This is a genomic window from Nonomuraea turcica (genome assembly GCF_030718205.1).
Classification (GTDB): Bacteria; Actinomycetota; Actinomycetes; order Streptosporangiales; family Streptosporangiaceae; genus Nonomuraea.
This window is the reverse complement of sequence record NZ_JAUZQF010000005.1, coordinates 103,639-127,779: the sequence shown is the minus strand read 5'-3', so window position 1 is coordinate 127,779 and position 24,141 is coordinate 103,639. Positions and strand designations below refer to the sequence as shown.

18 protein-coding genes are annotated in these 24,141 nt (G+C 71.7%); 10 read left to right on the top strand and 8 right to left on the bottom strand.

What is annotated here, in order from left to right; genetic code table 11:
* Positions 1 to 603, bottom strand: coding sequence for a response regulator transcription factor (locus Q9G87_RS15035; RefSeq protein ID WP_305916950.1), 603 nt, complete (start codon positions 601 to 603; stop codon positions 1 to 3).
* Positions 600 to 1,856, bottom strand: coding sequence for a sensor histidine kinase (locus tag Q9G87_RS15030; RefSeq protein WP_305916949.1), 1,257 nt, complete (start codon positions 1,854 to 1,856; stop codon positions 600 to 602). The genes Q9G87_RS15035 and Q9G87_RS15030 overlap by 4 nt, the downstream gene beginning before the upstream one ends.
* Positions 1,857 to 2,045: 189 nt before the next feature.
* Here Q9G87_RS15030 and Q9G87_RS15025 point away from each other — a divergent pair, with 189 nt between their 5' ends.
* Positions 2,046 to 2,624 carry a hypothetical protein gene (locus Q9G87_RS15025; RefSeq protein WP_305916948.1) on the top strand — a complete coding sequence of 193 codons (579 nt, stop codon included), beginning with the start codon at positions 2,046 to 2,048 and terminating at the stop codon, positions 2,622 to 2,624.
* A 17-nt stretch (positions 2,625 to 2,641) separates the two neighbouring features.
* Here the strand turns inward: Q9G87_RS15025 and Q9G87_RS15020 are convergent, their stop codons facing one another.
* Entirely contained in the window at positions 2,642 to 3,316 is a 675-nt protein-coding gene (locus Q9G87_RS15020; protein WP_305916947.1) for a hypothetical protein, read from the bottom strand.
* 139 nt (positions 3,317 to 3,455) lie between these two features.
* Entirely contained in the window at positions 3,456 to 6,179 is a 2,724-nt protein-coding gene (locus tag Q9G87_RS15015; protein ID WP_305916946.1) for a SpoIIE family protein phosphatase, read from the bottom strand.
* 336 nt (positions 6,180 to 6,515) lie between these two features.
* On the opposite strand from Q9G87_RS15015, the gene Q9G87_RS15010 reads away from it, so the two are divergent.
* The 4 genes from Q9G87_RS15010 to Q9G87_RS14995 all read left to right on the top strand — a co-directional run bounded on the left by Q9G87_RS15010 (position 6,516) and on the right by Q9G87_RS14995 (position 10,737).
* Positions 6,516 to 6,971, top strand: a complete 456-nt coding sequence (locus tag Q9G87_RS15010; RefSeq protein WP_305916945.1) for a Fur family transcriptional regulator — start codon at positions 6,516 to 6,518, stop codon at positions 6,969 to 6,971.
* A 15-nt stretch (positions 6,972 to 6,986) separates the two neighbouring features.
* Positions 6,987 to 9,218, top strand: coding sequence for a catalase/peroxidase HPI (gene katG, locus Q9G87_RS15005; protein WP_305916944.1), 2,232 nt, complete (start codon positions 6,987 to 6,989; stop codon positions 9,216 to 9,218).
* A 109-nt stretch (positions 9,219 to 9,327) separates the two neighbouring features.
* Positions 9,328 to 10,077 carry a sulfotransferase family protein gene (locus Q9G87_RS15000; RefSeq protein WP_305916943.1) on the top strand — a complete coding sequence of 250 codons (750 nt, stop codon included), beginning with the start codon at positions 9,328 to 9,330 and terminating at the stop codon, positions 10,075 to 10,077.
* 60 nt (positions 10,078 to 10,137) lie between these two features.
* Positions 10,138 to 10,737 (top strand): TetR/AcrR family transcriptional regulator, encoded by a 600-nt coding sequence (locus tag Q9G87_RS14995; protein ID WP_305916942.1) that lies wholly within the window; start codon positions 10,138 to 10,140, stop codon positions 10,735 to 10,737.
* 20 nt (positions 10,738 to 10,757) lie between these two features.
* Here the strand turns inward: Q9G87_RS14995 and Q9G87_RS14990 are convergent, their stop codons facing one another.
* The 4 genes from Q9G87_RS14990 to Q9G87_RS14975 are packed head-to-tail and all read right to left on the bottom strand — an operon-like array spanning position 10,758 to position 17,231.
* Positions 10,758 to 14,207 (bottom strand): hypothetical protein, encoded by a 3,450-nt coding sequence (locus Q9G87_RS14990; protein ID WP_305916941.1) that lies wholly within the window; start codon positions 14,205 to 14,207, stop codon positions 10,758 to 10,760.
* Positions 14,204 to 15,016: a carbohydrate ABC transporter permease gene (locus Q9G87_RS14985; protein WP_305916940.1), complete on the bottom strand. Its 813-nt coding sequence runs from the start codon at positions 15,014 to 15,016 to the stop codon at positions 14,204 to 14,206. Before Q9G87_RS14985 ends, Q9G87_RS14990 begins: the two co-directional genes overlap by 4 nt.
* Positions 15,013 to 15,921 carry a carbohydrate ABC transporter permease gene (locus tag Q9G87_RS14980; protein WP_305916939.1) on the bottom strand — a complete coding sequence of 303 codons (909 nt, stop codon included), beginning with the start codon at positions 15,919 to 15,921 and terminating at the stop codon, positions 15,013 to 15,015. The genes Q9G87_RS14985 and Q9G87_RS14980 overlap by 4 nt, the downstream gene beginning before the upstream one ends.
* A 5-nt stretch (positions 15,922 to 15,926) precedes the next feature.
* Positions 15,927 to 17,231, bottom strand: a complete 1,305-nt coding sequence (locus Q9G87_RS14975) for an extracellular solute-binding protein (RefSeq protein ID WP_305916938.1) — start codon at positions 17,229 to 17,231, stop codon at positions 15,927 to 15,929.
* Between the two features lie 324 nt (positions 17,232 to 17,555).
* On the opposite strand from Q9G87_RS14975, the gene Q9G87_RS14970 reads away from it, so the two are divergent.
* From Q9G87_RS14970 to Q9G87_RS14950, 5 genes are all read left to right on the top strand, one after another.
* Entirely contained in the window at positions 17,556 to 18,293 is a 738-nt protein-coding gene (locus tag Q9G87_RS14970) for a DeoR/GlpR family DNA-binding transcription regulator (RefSeq protein ID WP_305916937.1), read from the top strand.
* A gap of 101 nt (positions 18,294 to 18,394) precedes the next feature.
* Positions 18,395 to 19,963, top strand: a complete 1,569-nt coding sequence (locus tag Q9G87_RS14965) for an alkaline phosphatase D family protein (protein ID WP_305916936.1) — start codon at positions 18,395 to 18,397, stop codon at positions 19,961 to 19,963.
* A 15-nt stretch (positions 19,964 to 19,978) separates the two neighbouring features.
* The gene (locus Q9G87_RS14960) at positions 19,979 to 20,905 is read left to right on the top strand and encodes a discoidin domain-containing protein (RefSeq protein WP_305916935.1); all 927 of its coding nucleotides are present in this window, start codon (positions 19,979 to 19,981) and stop codon (positions 20,903 to 20,905) included.
* Positions 20,906 to 20,921: 16 nt separating this feature from the next.
* Positions 20,922 to 22,346 carry an L-fucose/L-arabinose isomerase family protein gene (locus tag Q9G87_RS14955; protein ID WP_305916934.1) on the top strand — a complete coding sequence of 475 codons (1,425 nt, stop codon included), beginning with the start codon at positions 20,922 to 20,924 and terminating at the stop codon, positions 22,344 to 22,346.
* 176 nt (positions 22,347 to 22,522) lie between these two features.
* Positions 22,523 to 24,118 carry an FAD-dependent oxidoreductase gene (locus tag Q9G87_RS14950; RefSeq protein WP_305916933.1) on the top strand — a complete coding sequence of 532 codons (1,596 nt, stop codon included), beginning with the start codon at positions 22,523 to 22,525 and terminating at the stop codon, positions 24,116 to 24,118.
* The last annotated feature ends 23 nt before the right edge of the window (positions 24,119 to 24,141 follow it).

Sequence of the window (24,141 nt, the reverse complement as noted above, 5' to 3'; positions counted from 1 at the left end):
TCAGATCCAGCCTTCCTCCCAGGCCCGGTGGGCGGCCGCGTGGCGGGAGCTGACGCCGAGCTTGGCCATGGCCGCCGACAGGTAGTTGCGTACCGTGCCCGGCGCCAGATGGACCTGGGCGGCGATCTCCCTGACCGAGGCGCCCGTCCGTGAGGCCCGCAGCACCTCCAGCTCCCGGTCGCTGAGCGGGCAGTCGTCCGCGGTCAGCGCGGAGGCGGCGATGTCGGGATCGACGTACCGTCGTCCGGCCGCGACGTCGCGGATGATCTCCGCGAGCCTGGTGGCGGGTGTGGTCTTGGGCACGAACCCGCTCACCCCCGCCGCCAGCGCGCGGCGCAACACTCCCGGCCGGGCGTGCCGCGTGACCAGGATGATCTTGATGGACGACTCCGCCCTGATCTCCTCGGCGGCCCGCAGGCCGTCGGCCGGCGGCATCTCCAGGTCCAGCACGGCGATGTCGGGCTGGTGCGCGCGGGCCAGGCGCACGGCGTCGGTGGAGGTGGCCGCCTCGGCGGCCACGGTCAGGTCCTCCTCCAGCTCCAGCAGCGCCGCCAGTGCGCCCCTGATCAGGTCCTCATCGTCGGCGATCAGCAGCCGGATCATCGTGCCCCCACCGGCAGGGTGGCGGTCACGACGAAGTCGTCGCCGTCATGCCGCCAGGTCAGCTCGCCGCCCGCGGCCCGCAGCCGCTCAGCGAGGGCATGGAGGCCGGTGCCCAGACCGGGACCGGCGTCTCCATCGACGCCGGCCCTGGCCCCGCCGCCGGTGGCCGGACCGGGGCTGGTACGCGGACCGGGCGCGCCGTCGTTGCCGATCCGCAGGCAGGCCAGGCCGCCGGTGATCCGGTAGGCGATCTCCGCGTGCCGGGCGCGGCTGTGGCGCAGCACGTTGGTGGTGGCCTCCCGCATCACCAGGCCCAGCAGATGCCTGCCCGGCTCGGGAAGGACGCCGGAAGCGGCGGCGGGGTCGAGCTCCATCCGGGCGTCGATGCCGGCCGCGGCGAGCACTCCGGCCGCGTTCGCGATCTCCTCCTCCAGCGTGACCCGGCGGTAACCCTGGACGACGGCGCGGGTGTCGCGCAGCGCGTCCGTCGCCAGCCGCCGCACCTGCGTCATCTCCTCGGCCGCCCGAGCCGGGTCGGCCGGCGCCAGCCGGGCCGCCAGCTCGCTCTTGAGCGCGATCACCTGCAGGTGGTGGCCTTGGATGTCGTGCAGGTCGGCGGCGAAGCGCAGCCGCTCGTCCTTGACCGCCAGCTCCGCCGACAACCGGCGGGCCGCGTTCAGCCGCTCCGCGACGTCCCACGCCCACAACATTCCGAGCATGACCCAGCCGGTGAAGACGACCAGCCCGGCCGGGAACGCCGCCGCGAACACGACCGCGTGCTCCGAGACCGCGGCCGTGACCCCGCCGAGGACCGCCGCGACCGCCGCCGCCGTGGCGATCAGCAGCCATCGGCGCCGAGCCGGCAAGAACATCGCGACGATCGAGATCATCATCGCCGGGCCGAACGACCACAGCCCGTAGTCCCGCAGGGCGAGCAGGATCCCGCCCAGCACCACCGCGCCCGCGCCCCCGGCCACCAGCCACCGCACCGCTGGCCGCCCGGCTGGGTCCTCGCCGCGCGAGTCGAGGTCGGCCCGCGGGAGGCGGCGGCTGATCGACACCGCGATGGCCGGCAACGCGACCGTCAGGGCGCCCACGGCGGCGAGCCGGGCCGCGACCGGCACCGCCGGGTCCGTGATCCGGCTCCTGACGCTGAAGATCAGGAAGAACGCGGTGACGCCGAAGAGACTCCACCACGTGTAGCGCCGGAAGTTGGTCAGCCCTGTCCCGGGATCGACCGGCAGGTCACGCACGGGGCCATTGTCGCAGCAATCCACCGCGCCGGCCCGCCGTCGCCGTACCCCGACCCGCTGATGACAAATGTCACGCGATCGTGTGACACGTCCACGCGTGGACGTGCGGTTTCGGCGCTACCGATGGGGTGTACGCGTCGGCGAGCCTGGAGTCGTCCATACCTCACCCCCGTATCAAGGAGGCCTTCCATGGAAGCCGCCACCACCGATCCCACCCCCAGGCGCTGGATCGGCGTACTCAAGGGCCGCTGGCCGGCCGCGGTCGCCATCGGACTGACGTTCCTGTCGTTGAGCAGCGGCAGCGGCCTGAGCGAGGAGGTGGAGAGCCTCGCGCAGGCTCTGCCCGCCCTGCCGCTGCTGTATCTCGTCGTCGCCAAGCTGCGCAGGCCCGAGCTGTCGTGGCCGCTGCTGGGCGTGGGCATGGTGATCATCGTCGGGGCGCGGCTGCTGGATCTTGTCGCGCCGTCCACGGTCCTGCTCGCCCTGGCGCTGGTCGTGCTGGTCTGGGGCGTGATCGACGGGCATCTGCGCCGACCCGGCGAATTCAGGCTCCAGGCGATCGGCATGATCGGGTTCGGCGCGCTGGCGCTGGCCGGGCTGGTCGTCGACCCGGAGGCAGGCCGTTACGTGGTGGCGGCGGGATGGTTGCTGCACGGCGTCTGGGACTTCGTGCACCTGCGCCGTGGCAAGGTGGTGGCCCGCTCCTACGCCGAGTGGTGCGGCGTGCTCGACGTGCTGATCGGGCTCGAGTTGATCTTCCTGGTGTGACGCGTGACGCTCAGCGATCAGGAGGTCGTCGTGGGCGAGGAACTCGGCGAGGAGCTCGGCGAGGGGGAGGAGGTCGGCGGCTGGCCGGGCCGGTGGTCGCCGTGCCAGCGGCCGCCCTTGCCGCGCCAGCCCTGCCCGTCGCGCAAGGCCGCCTCATGGATCGCGACGGCCGTGGCCGTGCCGCCGTCCACCTTGGCGGTGACCATGACCTTCTCCCCGGTCGTCACCGCGTCGACGCCCTCGCTGCCGCGGTTGATCCGGGTGTCTGCGTTGACCACGTACTCCTTGGTGTACCCGTCCTCGCTCTTGACCGTGATCGAGTCCTGGTCGACGGCCGTGACGTCGCCGTACTGGGAGGCGACGGTCACGTACGCGCCCGTGCCGTCCTTCACGACGTACTCGCCGTGAAGGGGCATACCGCCGAAGCCCATCTTGCGGCCCCAGCCACGGTCGCGTCCCGGTGCCTGGTCGGACGGCGTACCGGACGGGCTCGCCGACGGTGCGGCAGTGCCGGTGGCCGTGGGCGTTGGCGACGGCGACGGCGAGAAGGCCGCTGCGGCGGCGACGCCGGCGCCCGCGACGAGGACGACCGCGGTCGTGCCGGCCAGCAGCAGGGAACGGGGGAAGCGGCGCCTGGGCGGCTCGTTCCCCAGGGTTTCCGCGGTGCTGAATCCGTCCGGCTCAGAGCTCATGGTGTTCCTCCCCGATAGGTATGCAATGCGATAACAGTGCATCAAGCCGCCTAAGACCGCCGTAAATGCCGTTCGTCCCCAGATGTGCACTCTCCGTGCGGAACGGCCCACCCCATCGCCGCAGGACCGTCATGGGCCGCTAATCGTCAAGAGGGTCGTACAAGTCCAGGCCGCTGTGCTCGGTGAGCAGGGCGGGCGCGATGGCCTTCAGAGGCTGTTCGGTCCAGATGCATTTGCCGGTGGCGGTGTAGCGGGTGCCCCAGCGGTGGGAGATGGCGGACACCAGCTGGAGTCCGCGTCCGCCCTCGTCGGTTTCTGCGGCGCGGCGGATGCGGGGGGTGGTGAGGCTGCCGTCGGAGACCTCGCAGGTGAGGACGTCGCTGCGCAGCAGGCGAAGCTGAATGGGGCCCTTGGCGTGCCGGACGACGTTTCCGACCAGCTCGCTGGCCAGCAGTTCCGTGGTCGTCGACAGGGCGTCCAGGTTCCAGGCGCTGAGCTGGGCCCGGACGTGTTCGCGGGCCTGGCGCGCGGCCTTGGGGTGCTCGGGCAGCGGCCAGGAGGCCATGTCGTCGCCCGGCAGGGCGTGGGTGCGCGCGATCAGCAGGGCGGCGTCGTCGGTGGTGCCGTCCGTGGGCAGCAGGGTGGTGGTGAGTTTGTCGCACAGGGCTTCGAGGCATGCGGCGCAGCGAAGCCCCGTCGCGTCCGGAGCGGCGGCATGATCGCGGTGCGGGCACGCCGTGCCGGGCAGAGTCTCGCGGACGGCGCTGGTGAGGGCCTTGGCGAGATGAGCCATGCCCTGGTCGATGTCGAGAGTGGAGGATTCGACCAGGCCGTCGGTGTACAGCACCAGCAGACTGCCGTCGGGCAGGTCCAGTTCCACGGTGTCGAAGGGCGGGGTGGCGGCGCCGAGGGGCGAGTTCGGGTCGGCGTCGGGGAAGTGCACGCTGCCGTCCGGGTGGACGACGGCGGGCGGGGGATGGCCGGCGCGGGTGAGGACGCAGCCGCGGGTGGTGGGGTCGTAGACCAGGTACAGGCAGGTGGCGTAGAAGTCGTCGCCGAGGTCGCTGACCAGGTCGTTGAGGTGGGTGAGCAGTTCGTCGGGAGGCAGCTCCAGGTCGGCGAGGGTACGGACGGCGGTGCGCAGGCGGCCCATGGTGACGGCCTCGGACACGCCGTGCCCCATGACGTCGCCGATGACGATGGCGACCCGGTTCGCCGACAGCGGGATGACGTCGTACCAGTCGCCGCCCACCTCCATCTCTGTGCCGGCGGGCAGGTAGCGGGCCGCGGAGGTGACCGCGGGCAGCGGCGGCAGCTCGCGCGGGAGCAGGCCGCGCTGCAGTTCCTTGGCGCGCGTGTGCTCCCTGTCGTAGAGGCGGGCCCGTTCCATGGCCTGGGCGACCAGCCCGCTGAGCGCGGTGAGCAGGTTGCGCTCCTCGCCGGTGAACTGGCGGGGCTCGGCGAAGGAGACGACACAGCTGCCCACCGGGCGTCCGGAGGCGATCAGCGGCAGGAAGGCCCACGCCTTCTTGCCTCCCGCCGCGGGCAGGAAGGCCGTCTTCGGGTAGCGCTCGATGTACTCCTCGACCGAGGTGATGAACAGCGGGCTACGCTGACGCAGGACCTCCGCGATCGGGAGTCCCGAGCCGGCCGGTATCCGGGAGATCCGCTCGATGAACTCCGCGGAGTATCCGGTGAACCCGACCGGCCGCAGGTGGTCGCCCTCCCGGAAGGCGAGCATCAGTCCGGCGGCGCCGAACGACGGCAGGATGTGATCGGCGGTGGCGTCCACCACGTCCTGCACCGTGACCGCCTCGGCCAGCGCCCTGGTCAACTGGCTGATGCGGGAGGCCCGCTCGGTGGCCGCGCGCTCGGAGTTGTGCGCCTGCGGACCGGTGACCGTCCCCAATGCCTCGTGTGTCCGGGTGACGTCCCACAGGGTGCCGACCATGCGTGCCGGTTCACCGTTCTCATCGACGACCAATCGGCCGCGGACCCGTACCCAGCCGGTCGTCCCGTCCGGGCGGCACACCCGATATTCGGTGCTGTACATCCGTCCCAGGCGGATCGCCTCGTCGATATCGGCCAGCACCCACGGCAGATCGTCAGGGTGGACGGCGCCCAACCAGGTCTCGATCCGGCTGTCGAAGGTCTCAGGAGCGATGCCGAACGCGGTGAGCGTCGCGTCGTTCCAGGTGACGTCACCGGTCCGGATGTCCCAGTCCCAGGTGCCGACCGCCGGCAGATCCTGCGGGAGACGCGAGCCAGTGGGCTGTTCCTGGCTCCCCGGGAGGCTCGAAACAGGCGGAGGTCCGGAGGGCTTGCTCAGGCGTTCGCCGGCCCATCGGCCCAGCATGTCGAGAAAGGCTCGTTGCCCGGCCGACGGCTCCTGCGAGGAGAGCGTCACGACCGACAACGTGCCGACCGGCCGGCCCGGGCCGAGCAGCGGGACCGCCGCCATCGCCGTACCGGCCGGCCACGCCCGGGACTCGCCCGCCGTCGCGTCAGGTTCGCGCATGCCAGGGACGAGGTTCGCCAAGGGCGCCCACACGAACGCACTGTCCCGGAACGCGCGCGCCGGGGCGAGCGGGCCGCTTCCGTCAATACGCTCCCATTCCTGGGCGAAGGCCGGAGGCAGGCCGCTGGTCACCACCAGGCGCAGCCCGCCGCCGAGGCCGGGACGGCCCAGGTGCACCATGCCGCCCAGCCCGGCAAGATCGGCCACCGCCTGCTGGATCGCGAACCGCAGGAGCTCGATCCCCCACAGATCGTCACCCACCCCGGACAGCAGCCGTTGCCGCTCCTCCGAGATCCGGCCCGCCCCTGTGAACCGCGGACCGGGCGCATGCTGGTCGTCGCCCATCCCCATCCCCTGCCCTTCACCACGTCGCCAGGGTCGTCACCAGGGTCAAGATGGGGGAATATGTACACAGTATAGCTACAGAGCGCACACAGACCATCGCTCGACTCGCACGGGGGAGCACGGCCGGCGCGCCGAACTCGCCACGCTGACCGGCCACACCGGCTCGGTCCATGCGGTCGCCTCCAGCCCGGACGGCAAGGCGCCGGCCGCCGCGTCCAAGCCCGCCATCCGGACGGCCCGTCACGCCATCGAAGAGACGGACCTCGCCCGCGGTTGGCTAAACTTGTACGGTTCGTTGTCTTGAACTATTCGCGTTTATGCCTATAGGTTTGGCCCATGACCGCACCCCAGACCCCGAGCGCCGCCGAGGAGCTGCGCGGGGCAGGCCTGCGGGTGACGGCCGCCCGCGTCGCGCTGCTCGACACCGTCCGGCAGGGTGACCACCTCGACGTCGAGGCGATCGCCTCCGGGGTGCGCGATCGCGTAGGCCACGTCTCCCTCCAAGCCGTGTACGAGGCCCTCCACGCACTCACCGCGGCGGGACTCCTGCGCCGCATCGAACCGCAGGGCAGCCCGGCCCGGTTCGAGGGACGCGTCGGCGACAACCACCACCACGCCGTGTGCCGGTCGTGCGGTGTCGTCGCCGACGTCGACTGCGCGGTCGGCGAGGCGCCCTGCCTGACGGCGTCCAACGACCAAGGTTTCGTGATCGACGAGGCCGAGGTCATCTACTGGGGCCTGTGCCCCGACTGTTCCAGCGCCCGCAATCTCCTGAGCACCGATATCGCATAGTCCGGAAGGATTCCCATGGCTGAGAACCCTGATGCAATCGTCACAGACGCGAAGACTGAGGGCGAAGGCGGCTGCCCGGTCGCGCACACGCGCGCCCCGCACCCGACTCAGGGTGGCGGAAACCGCCAGTGGTGGCCGGAACGGCTCAACCTGAAGATCCTCGCCAAGAACCCCGCCGTGGCCAACCCCCTCGGCGAGGAGTTCGACTACGCCGAGGCGTTCAAGAGCCTCGACCTCGCCGCCGTCAAGCAGGACATCCTGGAGGTGCTGACGACCTCGCAGGACTGGTGGCCGGCCGACTTCGGCCACTACGGCCCGTTCATGATCCGGATGGCGTGGCACAGCGCCGGCACCTACCGGATCAGCGACGGCCGCGGCGGCGCCGGGGCCGGCCAGCAGCGCTTCGCGCCCCTCAACAGCTGGCCGGACAACGGCAACCTCGACAAGGCCCGCCGCCTGCTGTGGCCGGTCAAGAAGAAGTACGGCCAGAAGATCTCCTGGGCCGACCTCATGATCCTCACCGGCAACGTCGCCCTGGAGTCGATGGGCTTCAAGACCTTCGGCTTCGCCGGCGGCCGCGCGGACGTCTGGGAGCCCGACGAGGACGTCTACTGGGGTCCCGAGACCACCTGGCTCGGCGACGAGCGCTACACCGGCGACCGTGAGCTGGAAAACCCGCTCGGCGCCGTTCAGATGGGCCTCATCTACGTCAACCCGGAGGGCCCGAACGGCAACCCCGACCCGATCGCCGCGGCCCGCGACATCCGTGAGACGTTCCACCGGATGGCGATGAACGACGAGGAGACGGCCGCCCTGATCGTGGGCGGTCACACCTTCGGCAAGACCCACGGCGCGGGCCCGGCCGAGCACGTCGGCCCCGACCCCGAGGCCGCCCCGATCGAGGCGCAGGGTCTCGGCTGGAGCAACACGTTCGGCACCGGCAAGGGCGCCGACGCGATCACCAGCGGTCTCGAGGGCATCTGGACGAACACCCCGATCACGTGGGACAACAGCTTCCTCGAGATTCTCTACGGCTACGAGTGGGAGCTGTTCAAGAGCCCCGCGGGCGCCTACCAGTGGCGGCCGAAGGACGGCGCCGGGGCGGGCACCGTCCCCGACGCCCACGACCCGTCGAAGCGCGTGGCCCCGACGATGCTGACGACCGACCTCTCGCTCCGGTTCGACCCGATCTACGAGCAGATCACGCGGCGCTGGCTGGAGCACCCCGACGAGCTGGCGGACGCCTTCGCCCGCGCGTGGTTCAAGCTGACCCACCGCGACATGGGCCCGATCGTGCGCTACCTCGGCCCGGAGGTCCCGGCCGAGACGCTGCTGTGGCAGGACCCCCTTCCCGCGGTGACGCACGAGCTCATCGACGCTGAGGACGTCGCCGCCCTCAAAGGCCAGATCCTCGCCTCGGGCCTGTCGGTGTCCCAGCTCGTGTCGACGGCGTGGGCGTCGGCCTCGTCCTTCCGCGGCAGCGACAAGCGGGGCGGCGCCAACGGCGCGCGCATCCGCCTCCAGCCGCAGAGCGGGTGGGAGGTCAACGACCCCGACCGGCTGGCGACGGTGCTGGGCACCCTGGAGGGCATCCAGAAGGCCTTCAACGGCGCCCAGACCGGCGGCAAGCAGGTCTCGCTCGCCGACGTCATCGTGCTCGCCGGCTGCGCGGCCGTCGAGAAGGCCGCCAAGGACGCCGGCTCCGACGTCCAGGTGCCCTTCACGCCGGGTCGTGCGGACGCCTCGCAGGAGCAGACCGACGTGGAGTCGTTCGCCGCGCTCGAGCCGGCCGCCGACGGGTTCCGCAACTACCTCGGCAAGGGCAACCGGCTGCCGGCCGAATACCTGCTGCTCGACCGGGCGAACCTGCTGACCCTGAGCGCCCCCGAGATGACGGTCCTCATCGGTGGCCTGCGCGTCCTGGGCGCGAACTACCAGCAGTCGCCACTCGGCGCCTTCACCACGACCCCCGGGTCGCTGACCAACGACTTCTTCGTCAACCTGCTCGACCTGGGCACGACGTGGAAGGCGGTGTCGGAGGACGCGAACACCTTCGAGGGTCGCGACAGCGCCACGGGCGAGGTCAAGTGGACCGGCAGCCGCGCCGACCTCGTCTTCGGATCGAACTCCGAGCTGCGCGCGCTCGCCGAGGTCTACGCGAGCGACGACGCGAAGGAGAAGTTCGTGACCGACTTCGTCGCGGCGTGGGACAAGGTGATGAACCTCGACCGGTTCGACCTTCGCTGAGCATCACGCCCGGGCCGGCCGCGAGGCCGGCCCGGGCGTTTTCGCGAAATAAACAAGTGTTGAGATTTGCCCCCGGTCCTCCTAGCCTGAAGGCGACAGGTCAGCGGACATGACAGGGGACGTCGACATGCTCAAGGTCATCGGCGCGGGTCTTCCGCGCACCGGCACCACCTCGACCAAGGCCGCCCTGGAACGGCTGGGTTTCGACCCCTGCTACCACATGGCCGAGGTGATGACCCACCCCGACCATGTCGACCGGTGGCTGTCGGTGGCCGCCGGCGAAGTGAAGACGCGCGAAGACTGGAGCCGGGTGTTCGCGGGCTACCAGGCGACCCAGGACTGGCCCGCCAGCCACTACTGGCGGGAACTGGCCGACGCCTTCCCCGAGGCGAAGATCGTGCTCACCGTACGCGACCCGCGCAAGTGGTATCCGAGCGTGCGGATGCTCCTGTCCGGTGAGAACCGCCCGGACCTGTCGGCGGAGCTGCCCGCGGACCTGCCCGAGGCCGTCCGCCAGATCTTCGCCTCCATGGAGCGGATGCGGCCGGCGATGGACCAGATCGGCCAGGCCTACTTCGGCTCCGACTGGCACTTCGGGGGAGACATGGTGGACGAGGACGCGGCCGTGGCGGTGTTCGAGCGGCACGTGGCGGCGGTGAAGGAAGGCGTTCCCGAGCAGCGGCTGCTGGTGTTCGACGTGCGGGAGGGGTGGGAGCCGCTGTGCGCCTTCCTCGGCGTGGACGTGCCCGCTGGGGAGCCGTTCCCGCATCTGAATGACGCCGAGTCGATGCGGCAGGCGTTCGAGCGGATGCAGGAGGGCGACATGTCGGCGTTCCCGTTCGGCGAGCCCGGCCACTGACAGGCCGGGGCCGGGCGCGCTCGGCGGTAGCATCGGCCTGCACGGGAGAGGTGACCAGCAGTGACCAGTGCCGCCGAGCAGGCCGGGGGCCCGGAGCGCAAGGGCGAGCGCACCCGCCGCCGCATCCTGCAAGCGGCGCGGCGGGTGTTCGGGAGAGTGGGCTACGACCGCGCCACCGTCCGTGCCATCGCCGCCGAGGCGCACGTGGACAAGTCCTCGGTGATCCAATACTTCGGAACCAAGCAGCAGCTCTTCCGCGAGGCCGTCGCCTTCGACCTGGAGGTCGACGCGCTCACCGTGGGGGGTGATCCGGCCGCCTCGGCGGAAAACTACCTGCGTGCCATGCTCCAGCGCTGGGCCGCCGACCCCGACAGCCCCATGGCCGTGCTCCTGCGCACCAGCCTGACCAGCGAGGAGGCCGCCGAGCTGCTGCGCAGGCACGTCACCACCGAGGCCATCGACCGGATCGCCCGGCGCCTGGAGGGGCCGGATCCGCGGCTGCGGGCGGCGCTGGCCGGGGCGATCATGTTCGGCATCACCACCCACCGCTGCGTCCTGCGCACTCCGGACCTGGCCGGCGCTCCGCTGGAGGACATCCTCCGCCTGGCCACACCGCTGATCCGCGTCCTTCTCGCGCCGCCGGAAAACCCGGGCGCCTGACAGGACCTGCGGCGCCGAGGTCAGGCACCCGCCGCCCACCGCAGGCGTACGGAGCCGAACAGGCCGGTGACGCGCTGGCCGGGGAAGACGAAGTGCGTCGGGCTGACCTCGTCCAGGTAGGGGCCGAGGGTGCCGAGCACGAGGATCTCGACCGTATTGTCCCCGCTGTCCAGGCGGACGTCGAAGGTGTAGGGCGAGCACACCCGGATGCCGCACGGCCGCCCGTTCACCGTCACCTCCGCGGTGCCGCGTACTCTGCCGAGATCGAGGAGGCCGGGCCCGGCCGCGGCGGTGACCGTGGTGCGGTAGCGGACGCCGCCGCTGTAGCCGGCCAGCCCGCGTTCCTCCCAGTCCCCGAGCCGCATCCGGCCGGGACCGCAGGTGAAGCGCACCGGACCGGCGAGCGCCGCGCCTGACTGCGCGCCGGGCGCCGTCGTCACCTCCAGTTCGGTGCCGCCGGCGATCCGGACCGTGGCGCCGGATGCCGCGTCCACCTCGATCCCGGTCACTCCGGGCGGCGGATCCAGCAGGAAGCGCTCGGTTCCCGGCCGGGCGCCGGGCACGGCGAAGGTGGCGGGCAGCGCGGCGGGGTGCCCGTCGAGCCAGCCGGCCGCCGGAAGGGGGTGCGGCCGGGGGCGCAGGTACAACGCGGCGGGGTCGCCGTGCTGGCGGCGCCGTACCCGCGGGCGCGACGGCCAGTGCGGGCCCGAGACCACCAGCCCGTCCACCAGCACCCAGCCGTCCGACACCACCCGGATCGTGTTGTCGCCCCGCCGGAGCAGCCCGGAGACGTCGTAGCGGCGCACTCGCGGGATGTCGGCGTCCGCGTAGGGGTCGAAGCCGCCCTGCCTGCCCGCCTCCTCGCCGTTGACCAGCACGCGGCAAGGCGACGTCGAGGCCACCTGCAGCACCTCGTACGGCGGCGCCCCGAGGCGCACGGTCGTCTCCAGCAGCGAGCCGCCGATCCACTCCGGCCGGGCGGCGTCGGCGGGATCGGCGACCAGGCACGCGTAGGCGCGCAGGTCAAGCTCCTCGTCCGGGACGAGGAGCAGCTCCAGCACCTGCTCGCCGGGCGGGAGGGGCGAGCGCGAGACGGCGGCGTACCCGGCGTCGTCGAGCGGCTGCTCGGCGCCGTCCAGCCAGACGGTCTTGGCGGCGCCCGCACCCACCGCGAGCCATCCGCCACCGGGGGGCACGGTGAGCAGGCTGCGGAAGCGGGCCCGCTCGCCCGCCCGCACGCGGCCGAAGGCGAGGAACTCCGCCGGCACGTGGCCCTTCGGCCCCAGCGTGTCGCGGTGGATGGGGTCCTTGCGCAGCCCGCGCGAGGCCGACCACACCGAGGGCGTCCACGGGGCGTCCCCGATCCGCTGCTCGCCCCGCGGGCCGAAGGTGGCGTGCACGTGCTCGCCGCCGGGTGTGCGCAGCGTCCAGCGTTCGACGGTGGCGCTCGTGGTGCCGAAGTCCGCCCAGGTGTCGTCGAGGGTGGGCACGAGTTCGACGTCCCACTCCGCGCCGAGGTCGAGCTCGTGCCGGTAGGCGGGGGGCGGCGGCACGGGCTCGGCCTCGGTGCCGTCGAAGATCAGCAGCGCGGCCGGTCCGTCGTCGAACGGCACGACGACCTCCACGGCGTCGCCGTCCGCCCGGTACGGCAGCGCCCTCGGCTCGCCGCCGCCGAAGAGGTCCGCCAGCAGCGGCGTCCCCGAGACGCCCCGCACCGTGATCCGCATCTCGCGTGCGTACCTGCCGGGGTCGAAGTCGATGGCGGCGTCCAGCCAGCCCAGGTCGACGCCGCGCGCCTCGGGCCGGCCGACGCCGATCCTGCTGGCCATGGGGAACGCGGCGGTCAGGAACACCACCGTGGTGTCGCCGATCTCGCGGACCAGCGGCGGGACCGGCGCCTCCACCCGCCGCTCGAGCCCCGCCAGCGCCTGCCCGAGCTGCTCGCTCGACGGCGCGAACACCGCGCCGCCGCCGCTCGCGAAGCGGGCGCGCAGCCGCGGTGAGTCCGGCAGCGCGGCCACGGCGACCAGCAGCCCGCCGGCCGCGGCGAACGCGTCGAGGCGGGCGGCGACGTCCTCGTCGATGGCCGTGACGGCGGGCAGGACGATGGCCCGGTAGGCCTCGGTGGAGACGGCCAGCCGCCCGCCGGCCACGTCCGCGCGCCGCACAGAGTCCTCGTCGATCACGTCGGCGTCGAGACAGAGCCGGTCAAGGGCGCCGGGTGCGGCCGCGAACCAGGCCATGTCGCCCACGATCTCCCGGTAGACGCGCTGGGCCCGCGCCGCCGCGCCGTCCGGCTCGGCGGGCCGGTCCGCGGGCGTGCCCGCCCGCGCGGTCGTGGCGGGCAGCAGGACGGCGACGTCGCAGGCGTGCCGCCCCAGCGACAAGGCGGCGCACAGGCGGGTGACCGCGTCGGCGAAGACCCGGTGGTGCCGCCAGTACGGCTGGCGCCAGTCGGTGGACGGCGGCGCCCACTCCCACCAGCCGCGCCTGGTGGTGTAGTAGACGGCATGCGGGTTGTACAGGGTGGCGCCGGCCCGCAGCCAGGGCAGCAGCCAGTCGAAGGTCTCCTCCAGCGTGCCGCCCCACCCGCTGGAGTGAAACGCCTCGATCCAGGTGCGCGGCCTGCCGTAGAGGTGGGCGAGGGAAGAGTGCAGGCGCGCGTCCCCGTGGTGGTCGGAGCCCGGCGCGCTGAACCAGCGGTGGGTCCGCGCGTAGTCGGCGTAGAGCCGCACCCCGTCGACCGGATGGCCGGCCCGGGCCGGATCCTGCTGGTCGCAGCCGTGGAGCAGGCCGTGGCGCCGGTGCCAGTCCGCAAGCGGCCGGAAGAACGCCTCCTCGGCCAGCTCGGCGCGGGTGAGCTGGTACGCCTCCCAGTCGGGGTCACCGATCGAGAACGGCCCGCCGCGCCTGGCCGCGTACTCCTCGGCGAACGTGGCCGACCAGGTGGGCAGGGTCGGCAGCTCATCCTGGAACGACCCCGCGATCACCCGGCCGAACCAATGCCCGAGGCGGCGCTCGAACTCCCCGTGCACCCGGTCGAGCAGCACGGCGCAGGCAGTCGGGGACAGGTAGTCGAAACCGCGGCTGGAGACCGACCCGTCGGCCGCCAGCCACTGCCCGGCGAACTCCGGATGCTCCTGGACGAGGCGGGCCTGCAGGCCGGCGCCGGAGAAGCCGAGCTGGTCGTAGAACCACAGGAAGGCGCCCAGTTCGAAGGCGTCGCCGCAGACCCCGTCCAGCAGCTCCCACCACGCCTCGGACAGGAACGGCGGGTCGTCGGCGTCCGAGCCGAACAGCGGCCCCGACGGCGCGAGGTTGAGGATGACGAGGTTACGGACGCCCCCTTCGACCAGGCGCTCCATCTGCCAGCGCAGCCGGTCGCGGCGCAGCGGCTCACCGCTCCACCACCAGATGGCCGCCGGCGAGTGCGAGGCGGGCGGCTCGCGGAGCACATCCCGGAGGTTCATCCCTTCAGCCCGCTCGAGAACCCCTTGATCACGTAGCGCTGCAGCGCCAGGAACACCACCACGATGGGCAGCGCGCCCAGCACGAGCCCGGCGAAGACCAGGCCGTGGTCGGAGACGTACTGGCCGACGAAGGCGAAGACGCTGACCGGGACCGTCTCGAAACCGGAGCCGCCGAGGTACAGCAGCGGGGTGAAGAAGTCGTTCCAGATGAACACCGCGTTGAGGATCAGCACGGTGCCGGTGATCGGCCGCAGCAGCGGGAAGACCACCCGGGTGAACGCCGTCAGGTGCGAGGCGCCGTCGATCTGGGCGGCGCTGGCGTACTCGCCGGGCAGCGCGCGGATGAAGCCGGTGTAGAGGAAGACGGTGAAAGGGAGCTGGATGCCGGTGTAGAAGAGGATCATCCCGGCGTGCGTGCCGATCAGCCCGAGGTCGGTGACCAGCTGGTAGAGCGGGATCATGCCGAGCTGGAAGGGCAGCACGATGCCGAGCAGGAACAGGATGTACAGGCCGTAGCCGAGCCGGGTCTGCACCCGGGCCAGGAAGTAGGCGGCGAACGAGCCGAGCGCGATCAGCGCGATGAGGCTGACCACGGTGATCACCGTGCTGTTCACCAGGGACGGGCCGAGCGCCGCCGCCGTCCAGGCCTTGCCGAAATTGTCGAGCGTGGGCGGGTTGGGCAGGGCCAGCGGCGCCTGCGCGATCTGCGCGGGATCCTTCAGTGACAACGAGATCAGGCTGTAGACGGGGAAGAGGAACGCCACCGCCACCGCGATCATGACGATCTCCAGCAGGAACGTCCGTCTCACGCGGTCACCTCCCGGCGCCGCAGGTGGTAGACCTGCACCAGGGAGACGGCCGCCACGAACAGTCCCAGCACCAGCGCGATCGCGGTGCTGTAGCCGAACTTGCCGAACACGAACGCCTGCTTGTACAGCACCGTGGACAGCGTCTCGGTGGCGTAGCCGGGGCCGCCGTTCGTGGCCGCGAAGACCTGGTCGAACAGCTTGAGCCCGCCGATCGTGGAGAGCATCAGGTTGATCGTCACGGCGGGCGCGAGCAGCGGCCAGGTGACGTAGCGGAAGCGCTGGAAGGCGCCGGCGCCGTCGATCATCGCCGCCTCGTGCAGCTCCTTGGGCACGCCCTCCAGCCCGGCCAGGAAGATGACCATGGAGTAACCGGCGTACTGCCACACCACCATGCCCGCGATCGACCACAGCGCCACCGACGGGTCGCCGAGCCAGTCGACCTCCAGGCCCAGCAGCCCGTTGAGGCCGGCCGACGGGTCGGGGTTGTAGACGTACTTCCACAGGAAGGCCACCATCACGGGGCTGACGACCACGGGGGCGAAGAAGATCACCCGCAGCAGCGCCCGGCTCTTCAGCTTCGCGTGCACGCCGAGCGCCAGCAGCAGCCCGACGCCGTTCTGCACGATCACGATGGCCACGGTCAGCAGCAGCGTGTTGCCGATCGAGCCCATGGCCTGCTCGTCGCCGAGGAGCGTGCCGAAGTTGGCCAGCCCGACGAAGGACATGTCCTGGCCGATCCCGCTCCAGTCGGTGAAGGCGTACACGATGCCGCCGGCCGCGGGGTAGAGCACCACCAGCGCGTACACGACGAGAGCGGGCGCGGCGAACAGCCACGACGGCGAGGTGAGCCGGGAGCGCCGCCCGGCCGCGGCCGGGCGGGTGCGGGCTGGTTTGGTCGCGGTCACCAGGGTCACTTCCGGTAGGCCTCGTCCATCTTCGTCAGCGCCTCGTCGATCGTGGACTTGCCCGCGAGCAGCTCCTGGACGACCGCAAAGTGCACCGGCTGCACCTCGGCGTTGGGCCAGCGCTGATCCATGAACGGCACCGCCCTGTCCTTGGTGAACGGCAGGAACGACTCCACGGCCGGATCGATCGTGGACGAGGCGTCCTGGGTGAGCGGGATCGCGGAGATCGCCTTGGCCCAGGCGTTGATGTTCTCCTGCTTGCCGAGGAAGTCGATGAACGCCTTCGCCTCCTCGACGTTCTTGCCCTTGGCGGCGGCGCCGAGCCCGACGACGACGCCGGCCGGGATCCACACCGAGGCGGCGTCGTCGGCCCCCGGCACCGGGAACATCGACAGGTCATCGGGCGCGGAGGCGGACTTGCGGAAGTCGGGCAGCACCGCCGAGACCTGCACGGCCATGCCCGCCTTGCCGGTGGCCACCATGGAGATCTGCTGTTCGAACGTGGTGCCGTTCGGCTTGTCGTTGAAGAAGCCGCGCTTCTGCAACTCCAGGTACATCTCCATGGCCTGGCGCCAGCCCGACTCGGCGAAGGTGGTCTGCCCCGCGAGCTGCTTGTCGTCGAACGTGGGGTCCTTGGCGTAGACCGTCGAGGGCACCAGCGCGTACGTGATGAGCTGGGTGACCCACGGCGTCTGCGCGCCGAGCGCGATCGGCGCGACACCCGACTTCTTCAGCTTGTCGCAGACCGCCAGGAACTCGGTCCACGTCGTCGGCGGGGCGTCCACGCCCGCCTGCTCGAAGACCTTCTTGTTGTAGATGGCGCCGATCACCGACGACCCGGCGGAGAAGATGTAGGTCTTGCCGCCGAGCTGGAAGGCCGGTTTGAACCCTGCGGGGATCGTCTGGGTCCACGGCTGGGCCGACAGGTCCGCCAGCAGCCCGGCCTCGGCGATCTGGGTCATCGACATCGCGCTGCCGTTGCCCGGGTAGACCACGTGCAGATCGGGCGCGTTGCCCGCGCCGAGCTGGGTGCGCACCGAGGTCTGCACCTGGTCGGTGGGGGCGTAGGAGGCGGTGACCCGCACCGCGGGCTTGACCTTCTGGTAGGCGGCCAGCAGCTCGTCCATGGCGGACTTCTGATCGGCCACGCCGATGAACTTCAGCTCCGTCGCCGCGGCCCCGCCGCCGGTCGTGGCGGTGGTCTCCGGCTTGGTGGAGCACGCGGTGGCGGCCGCCGCGACCGCCAGGCCGCCCATCATGCGGAAGAACTGGCCGCGGCTCACGCGGGCGTCGCGCAGCAGGTCGGTCATGTCATGACTCCTCGGTCGTGCGGAAGAAGCGGTCCCCCGAGGCACCCGGCGGGTCTGCCCGCCGGGCAGGCGGACGGCGGCGGCCCTCCCACCTGCCCAGGCCGATGCGAACGTTTTAATCACGGTCATGCGACAGCGTTCGGAGCATGCCAGGCGACGGATTGTTAAATTAACAACAAGTTCTGTTAAATCGATGGATGGGGGGAGAGTATGAGTCGCCCAAGCGGAGTGTCAAGGGTAGGATTCGCGACCGTCCAGGCGAGGGTGGGAGCTCAGGTGAATTCGCGGCAGCACACCTCAAGCAGGTCCGCGCGGTGGCGGGACATGGCGGAGCTGATCGTGCGGCAGGGCTCGGCGACGGTGACGGAGCTCGCGGAGGGTTTCGCCGTGAGTGTGATGACCGTCCACCGCGACCTCGACGAGCTGGAGCGCCAGGGCATGGTGCGCAAGGTCCGTGGCGGTGCCACCGCTCAGGCGTCCAACATCTGGGAGAGCAACATCGCCTACCGCCTCCAGGCGCACACCGCGGCGAAGGACGCGATCGCGCGGGTGGTGGCGGGCATGATCGAGCCGGGCAGCTCCGTCATGCTGGACGACTCCACCACGGCGCTGGCCGTGGCCAGGCGGCTGAGCGCGATGGCGCCCCTGACCGTGGTGACCAACTTCCTGGAGGCGATCAGGCTGCTCGCCGGCACTCCCGACATCCGGCTCATCGCGCTCGGCGGCGAATATCACGCCACCCACGACTCCTTCCTCGGCCTCGGCTGCGTCGACGCGGCCGAGGCGGTGAGCACCGACGTGGTCGTGGTCTCCACCTCGGCGATCTCCGACCAGTACGCCTTCCATCAGGAGCAGGAGATCGTCCTGGTCAAGCGGGCGATGCTGCGCTCGGGCACGCGCCGCATCCTGGCCGTCGACGGCTCCAAGCTGGCGCGTATGGCCCTGCACCGGGTCGCGCCCCTCGACGATTTCGACGTCATCGTGGTCGACTCCGACGCCCCCGCCGAGATGCTGCAGCGGCTGCGTGACCGGCACCGGCACGTCGAGGTGGCACAGATGTAACACCGTGGCTCGTTATTTGTAACTTGACCCTTGTTAAGACTTTGGCTGCTTGCTACAAAGTGAGGGCTTTCGCCCTGCCCCCCGCACTGTGAGGAAGCAGCATGCCCGACCTCGCCCGCCGTTCCTTCTTCGGGCTCGGCGGCTCCGCACTGGCCCTCGCCTTCACCACCAACCTGGCCGATCCCTGGACCGCGCCGGCCACGGTCAAAGGCGACTACCCCTTCCAGCTGGGCGTCGCATCCGGGGACCCGCTGCCGGACCGGGTCATGTTATGGACCCGCCTGGCCGTCAAGCCGCTCGAACCCCTCGGCGGCATGCCGTACAACAAGATCGCGGTCGACTGGGAGATCGCGGAGGATGAGGCGTTCACCCGGCGCGCCCGGCACGGCACCGCCTGGGCCACCCCCGAGTACGGCCACTCGGTCCACGTGGACGCCAAAGGCCTGCGTCCCGGCCGTGAGTACTTCTACCGCTTCCGCACCGGCGGCCAGATCAGCCCGGTCGGCAGGACCAGGACGGCGCCCGCGCCGGGCAGCAGCCCCGAGAGCCTGAAGCTGGCCTTCGCCTCCTGCGCCCTGTGGCAGGACGGCTACTACACCGCCTACCGGCATCTCGCGGAAGAAGAGCCTGATGTGGTCTTCCACCTGGGCGACTACATCTACGAGTACGGCATCGTGCCCTCCGGCGGACTGCGGCAGACGCCGGTGCCCGAGCAGTTCAGGGTACAGTGCGACACCCTCGACCGCTTCCGCGTCCAGTACGGCCTCTACAAGAGCGACCCCGACCTGCAGGCCGCGCACCAGCGGGCGCCGTGGATCGTCACCTGGGACGACCACGAGGTGCTCGACAACTGGGCGGGCCCGCACGGGCCGGGCGGCGAGGTGAGCGAGCAGGACTACCTGGTCATCCGCGCCAACGCCTTCCGGGCCTACTGGGAGAACCTGCCCATCCGCGTGCCTGCCGTGCAGGGCCCCGACGCGCGGATCTACCGCAGGTTCACCTACGGCGATCTCGCCGAGTTCAACGTGCTCGACACCCGCCAGTACCGCGACGACCAGGTGTGCGGCGACGGCCAGCAGGTCGGCTGCGCCGAGCGCCTCGACCCCGCCCGGCAGATGCTCGGCGCCGAGCAGGAACGATGGCTGCTCGACGGCCTCGGCGCCTCGCGCGCCAAGTGGAACGTGCTGGCCCAGCAGATCGCCATGATCCAGCTCGACTTCGACGCCTCGCCCGCCCAGCGGCTCAGCATGGACCTCTGGGACGGATACAAGGCCGCCAAGGACCGCGTGCTGACCGGCATGGCCGAGCGCCGGGTCAGCAACCCCGTCGTGCTCACCGGGGACATCCACTACAACCTGGCGGGCGAGCTGAAGACGAACTTCGACGATCCCGCCTCGCCCACGGTCGGCGTGGAGTTCGTCGGCACCTCCGTCAGCAGCGGCGGCAACGGCAACGCCGCCGCCGGCCTGCCGCCCGGCGGCCGCGACGCCGTCAACCCGCATCTGCGTTTCTCCAGCTACCAGCGCGGCTACGTGTCCTGCCAGGTCACCAGGAGCCAGTGGCAGGCCGACTTCAAGGTCGTCCCCTACGTCGACCGGCCGGGCGCGCCGGTCTCCACCAGGGCCAGTCTCGTGACGCTCGACGGCGTTCCCGGCCTGAACGCGCTCTGACAGGAAGGAACGATCATGCGTCATCTCACCGCCGCGCTCGCCGTCGCCGGCGTCGCCGCCCTGCTGGCCGCGCCGGCCGCGGGAGCCACCCCCCGGCGGCAGGACCCCTCTCCCGCCGCCGAGCAGCCCGCGACGGTCCCTTCGGTACGGGTCAAACCGGGCACCTCCAAGGGCACCGGCGAGCTGACCCCCATCGCGGGCGCCGACCGGCTGCTCGCCCCGCTCGGCGTGGACGCCGCCTGCCCGGCCAAGATCGAGATCGGCCTGCGCAGCGACGCGAAGAAACCCGTCTACGCCGACCTGTTCGTGGAGATCGACCAGCCGCTGTCGGCCTCCCGCTCCATGCTGTCCAGCTACCTGCCGCCCGGCTACGAGCTCGGCGCGAAGCTGCTGGTCGCCGTCCCGCCCACCACCCCCGAGGGCGAGTACGGCCTGCGCCTGCGCGCCGGTCAGCGCACGCTGGCCGTGCCCGTCGAGGTCGTCACCCTGGACCGGCTCGACAACGGCGGCAACCTGGCGCTGCTGCGGCCGGTCACGGCCTCCTCCCAGCACACCAACGCCAATTACCCGCCGTGCAGCGTCGCCGACGGCGACACGAGCTCCAACGGCTGGGCCGGCGGCAACGGCTGGAACGACGCCACGGGCCGGACCTGGCCCGACACCGTGTCCGTCGCGCTCGGCGGCGCCAAGCAGGTCTCCCGCGTGGACCTGTACACCCTGAACACCGAACGCTACCCCGCCGCGACCTTCGGGCTGCGCGACTGGGACGTCCAGACCGGACTGAACGGCCAGTGGCAGACGGTCGCGCAGGTGCGCGGCAACGTCGCGGGCAGCGTGCGCTCCGACTTCGCGCCCGTCACCGCCGACGCCGTCCGCATCGTCGCGCTGGCCTCGAACGGCGCCAACGACTACACCCGCATCATCGAGGTCGAAGTCCGCTGACCGAAGGGAGACTCTCATGAGCACACTCACCCGCGGCACGCCGCCCCGCACCAAGGTGGGCCTGGTGGCAGGCGGGCTCGGAGCCTACTGGCCGCAGTTCCCCGACCTGCTGCCGCAGCTGGAGCGCTCCTCCGCCCGGGTCGCCGAGCGGATGACGGCACTGGACTGCGAGGTGGTGGACGTCGGCTTCATCTCCGACGCCCAGGAGGGCGCCGCGGCGGCCGAACGGCTGCGCGCGGCGGGCTGCGACCTCATCGTCGGGTTCCTCACCACGTACATGACCGCCACCATGCTCGTGCCGATCGCCCAGCGCAGCGGCGCGCCGGTGCTGCTGATCAACCTGCAGCCGACCGAGTCCATGGACCACGCCGCCTTCGACACCGGCCAGTGGCTGGCCTACTGCGGCGCCTGCCCGCTGCCGGAGATGGCCAACGCCTTCATGCGCTGCGGCGTCCCGTTCCGCTCGGTGTCCGGCTACCTCGAGGACGAGCGGGCCTGGGAGAAGATCGGCCGGTGGGTGCGCGCGGCGGGGGTCAGGGCGGCGCTGCGACGCGGCCGGCACGGCCTCATGGGCCACCTGTATCCGGGGATGCTGGACGTGGCCACCGACCTCACCTTGGTGAGCGCCAACTTCGGCGGGCACGTCGAGGTGCTCGAGTTCGACGACCTGCGGGTACGCGTGGAGAAGGTCACCGACGCCGAGACCGACGAGCGGACGAAGCTGGCCCGCGAGGTCTTCGAGCTGGCCGACACCGTCAACGAGGACGACCTGTCGTGGGCGGCCCGCGTCTCGGTCGGGCTCGACCGGCTCGTGGCCGACTTCGAGCTGGACAGCCTGGCCTACTACCACCGCGGGCTGGACGGGGAGATCCACGAGCGCCTCGGCGCCGGCATGATCCTCGGCGCGTCCCTGCTCACCGCCCGCGGGATCCCGGCGGCAGGCGAGTACGAGCTCCGCACCTCGCTCGCCATGCTGATCATGGACCGGCTCGGCGGCGGCGGCTCCTTCACCGAACTGCAGGCGCTCGACTTCGCCCGCGGCCACGTCGAGATGGGCCACGACGGGCCCGCCCATCTGGCGATCAGTTCGCGCCGGCCGCTCCTGCGCGGCCTCGGCGTCTACCACGGAAAGCGAGGCTGGGGCGTCTCGGTCGAGTTCGACGTGGCGCGCGGGCCGGTCACCGCGTTCGGCCTGCGGCAGCGTCACGACGGGGCCTTCGGCTTCGTCGTCTCGCAGGGGGAGGTGGTGGGCGGCCCGCTGCTGCAGATCGGCAACACCACCTCGCGGGTCGACTTCGGATGCGATCCCGGCGAGTGGACCGACGCCTGGAGCGCCAGCGGCATCTCCCACCATTGGGCACTCGGCACCGGACACCGCGTCGCCGACCTGCGGGCGGTCGCCGACCTGCTCGGGGCCGAGCTCGTGCACGTCCAGCCCTGACCCGCTGCGGTCAGCGCCGGACCACGCTCCCGCCGGGCCGGGCTCCCCGCTCGGCAAAGACCAGGAAATGATCACTGTCACCGGGCTACAGGGCGCAGCGGCCGGGGTAGGCCCACACGGGCAGAGCCCGTCACCGACGAGCGGGCGCGCAAGCTTGCTCGACGGGGGAGTCGCCGGTGAAAGTCGTCGTCGATCTGACGCGCTGCCAGGGCTACGGGCAGTGCGCCTTCCTCGCGCCGGACGTCTTCACCATGCGAGAAGAGGCGCTGCTGTACGACCTGGACCCCGGCGACGAGCGGCGCGAGCACGTGCTGCGGGCGGCCGCCGCCTGCCCGGTCCAGGCCATCCATCTCGACTGGGCGGCGACCCGGCACGCCGCCGAGCAGGCCGGCCCGCCCGCCCCGGGGCAGGGCGACGGCCGCATCGTCATCGTCGGGGCCTCGCTGGCCGGAGCCCGGGCCGCCGGTGTGCTCAGGAGGGAGGGCTTCGCCGGATCGCTGACCGTGATCGGCGACGAGCCCGACCAGCCCTACGACCGGCCTCCCCTGTCCAAACAGGTCCTCACCGGGCAGGTGCCGCCCGACCACACCATGCTGCCCCGCCTGCGCGAGGTCGAGGCCGAGTGGCTGTGGGGGACCCCGGCGACTGGGCTGGACGTGGCCGGCAAGCGGGTGCGGCTGGCCGACGGCCGCGAGATCGGTTTCGACCGGGTCCTGCTGGCCACCGGCACCCGCGCCCGGTCCTGGCCGAACGAGGCCGAGGCCGCGCTGGAGGGCGTGCACACGCTGCGCACCGTCGCGGACGCCGCCCGGCTGCGGCAGGCGCTGGCCGCCGGCCCGCGCCGGGTGCTCATCCTAGGCGCCGGGTTCACCGGCTCGGAGATCGCCTCCGTGTGCCGCGAACTGGACCTGCCGGTGACGGTCGTCGAACGCGGTCCCGCCCCGCTCGTCGGCGCGCTGGGCGGCGTGCTCGGCGACGTGGCGGCGCAGCTGCACCGCGAACACGGCGTGGACCTGCGGTGCCACACGACGGTCACGGCCCTGGAGGGCGACGCGGACGGGCGGCTGCGCGGCGCACGCCTGTCGGACGGCAGCACGGTGGAGGCCGACGTGGCCGTCGTCGCACTCGGCTCCATCCGCAACGTCGAATGGCTGCGGGACTCGGGCCTGGCCGCCGGCGTGTGGGGCGTGGCCTGCGACGCGGGCTGCCGCGCCGTGGACAGCAACGGCCTGGTCACCGATGACGTCTTCGTCGCCGGCGACATCGCGCGCTTCCCGCACCCGCTCTACCAGTACCAGTTCATGACGCTGGAGCACTGGGGCAACGCGGTCGCCCAGGCCGAGATCGCCGCCCACAACATGATCAGCGACCAGGCGCACCGCTGGCCGCACCTGTCGGTGCCGGTGTTCTGGTCCAGCCAGTTCGGGGTCAACATCAAGTCGGTCGGCGTGCCCACCTTCGCCGACGAGGTCGTCATCACCCAGGGCTCGGTGGCCGAGCGACGCTTCGTCGCCGTCTACGGATACCAGGGCCGCGTCACGGCGGCGGTCACCTTCGATCAAGGGCTGTGGCTGGAGTTCTACCAGCGGCTGATCGAGCAGGCCGCGCCGTTCCCGCCCCGCTTCCGCCACGTCGACCAACGCGAGGCCGCCGAGCCTGTGCCCGCACGGGTCCCCGAGCGGCTGGTCGCCACGGCGGGGGCGACGGTCGTGGTGACCGGTCACGACCCGGCCGAACGCCGCGCCTCGCTGGTGCAGGCGCCACAGAGCTGAACGCCCGGCAGGAGAGAGCGCAG

Coding starts and splice junctions, on each gene's coding strand:
- Q9G87_RS14970 (WP_305916937.1), top strand. CDS start 17,556: ATGGCGGAGCTGATCGTGCGGCAGGGCTCGGCGACGGTGACGGAGCTC.
- Q9G87_RS15015 (WP_305916946.1), bottom strand. CDS start 6,179: ATGGGCGACGACCAGCATGCGCCCGGTCCGCGGTTCACAGGGGCGGGC.
- Q9G87_RS15025 (WP_305916948.1), top strand. CDS start 2,046: ATGGAAGCCGCCACCACCGATCCCACCCCCAGGCGCTGGATCGGCGTA.
- Q9G87_RS15000 (WP_305916943.1), top strand. CDS start 9,328: ATGACAGGGGACGTCGACATGCTCAAGGTCATCGGCGCGGGTCTTCCG.
- Q9G87_RS15020 (WP_305916947.1), bottom strand. CDS start 3,316: ATGAGCTCTGAGCCGGACGGATTCAGCACCGCGGAAACCCTGGGGAAC.
- Q9G87_RS15010 (WP_305916945.1), top strand. CDS start 6,516: ATGACCGCACCCCAGACCCCGAGCGCCGCCGAGGAGCTGCGCGGGGCA.
- katG (WP_305916944.1), top strand. CDS start 6,987: ATGGCTGAGAACCCTGATGCAATCGTCACAGACGCGAAGACTGAGGGC.
- Q9G87_RS14955 (WP_305916934.1), top strand. CDS start 20,922: ATGAGCACACTCACCCGCGGCACGCCGCCCCGCACCAAGGTGGGCCTG.
- Q9G87_RS14990 (WP_305916941.1), bottom strand. CDS start 14,207: ATGAACCTCCGGGATGTGCTCCGCGAGCCGCCCGCCTCGCACTCGCCG.
- Q9G87_RS15035 (WP_305916950.1), bottom strand. CDS start 603: ATGATCCGGCTGCTGATCGCCGACGATGAGGACCTGATCAGGGGCGCA.
- Q9G87_RS14965 (WP_305916936.1), top strand. CDS start 18,395: ATGCCCGACCTCGCCCGCCGTTCCTTCTTCGGGCTCGGCGGCTCCGCA.
- Q9G87_RS14975 (WP_305916938.1), bottom strand. CDS start 17,231: ATGACCGACCTGCTGCGCGACGCCCGCGTGAGCCGCGGCCAGTTCTTC.
- Q9G87_RS14960 (WP_305916935.1), top strand. CDS start 19,979: ATGCGTCATCTCACCGCCGCGCTCGCCGTCGCCGGCGTCGCCGCCCTG.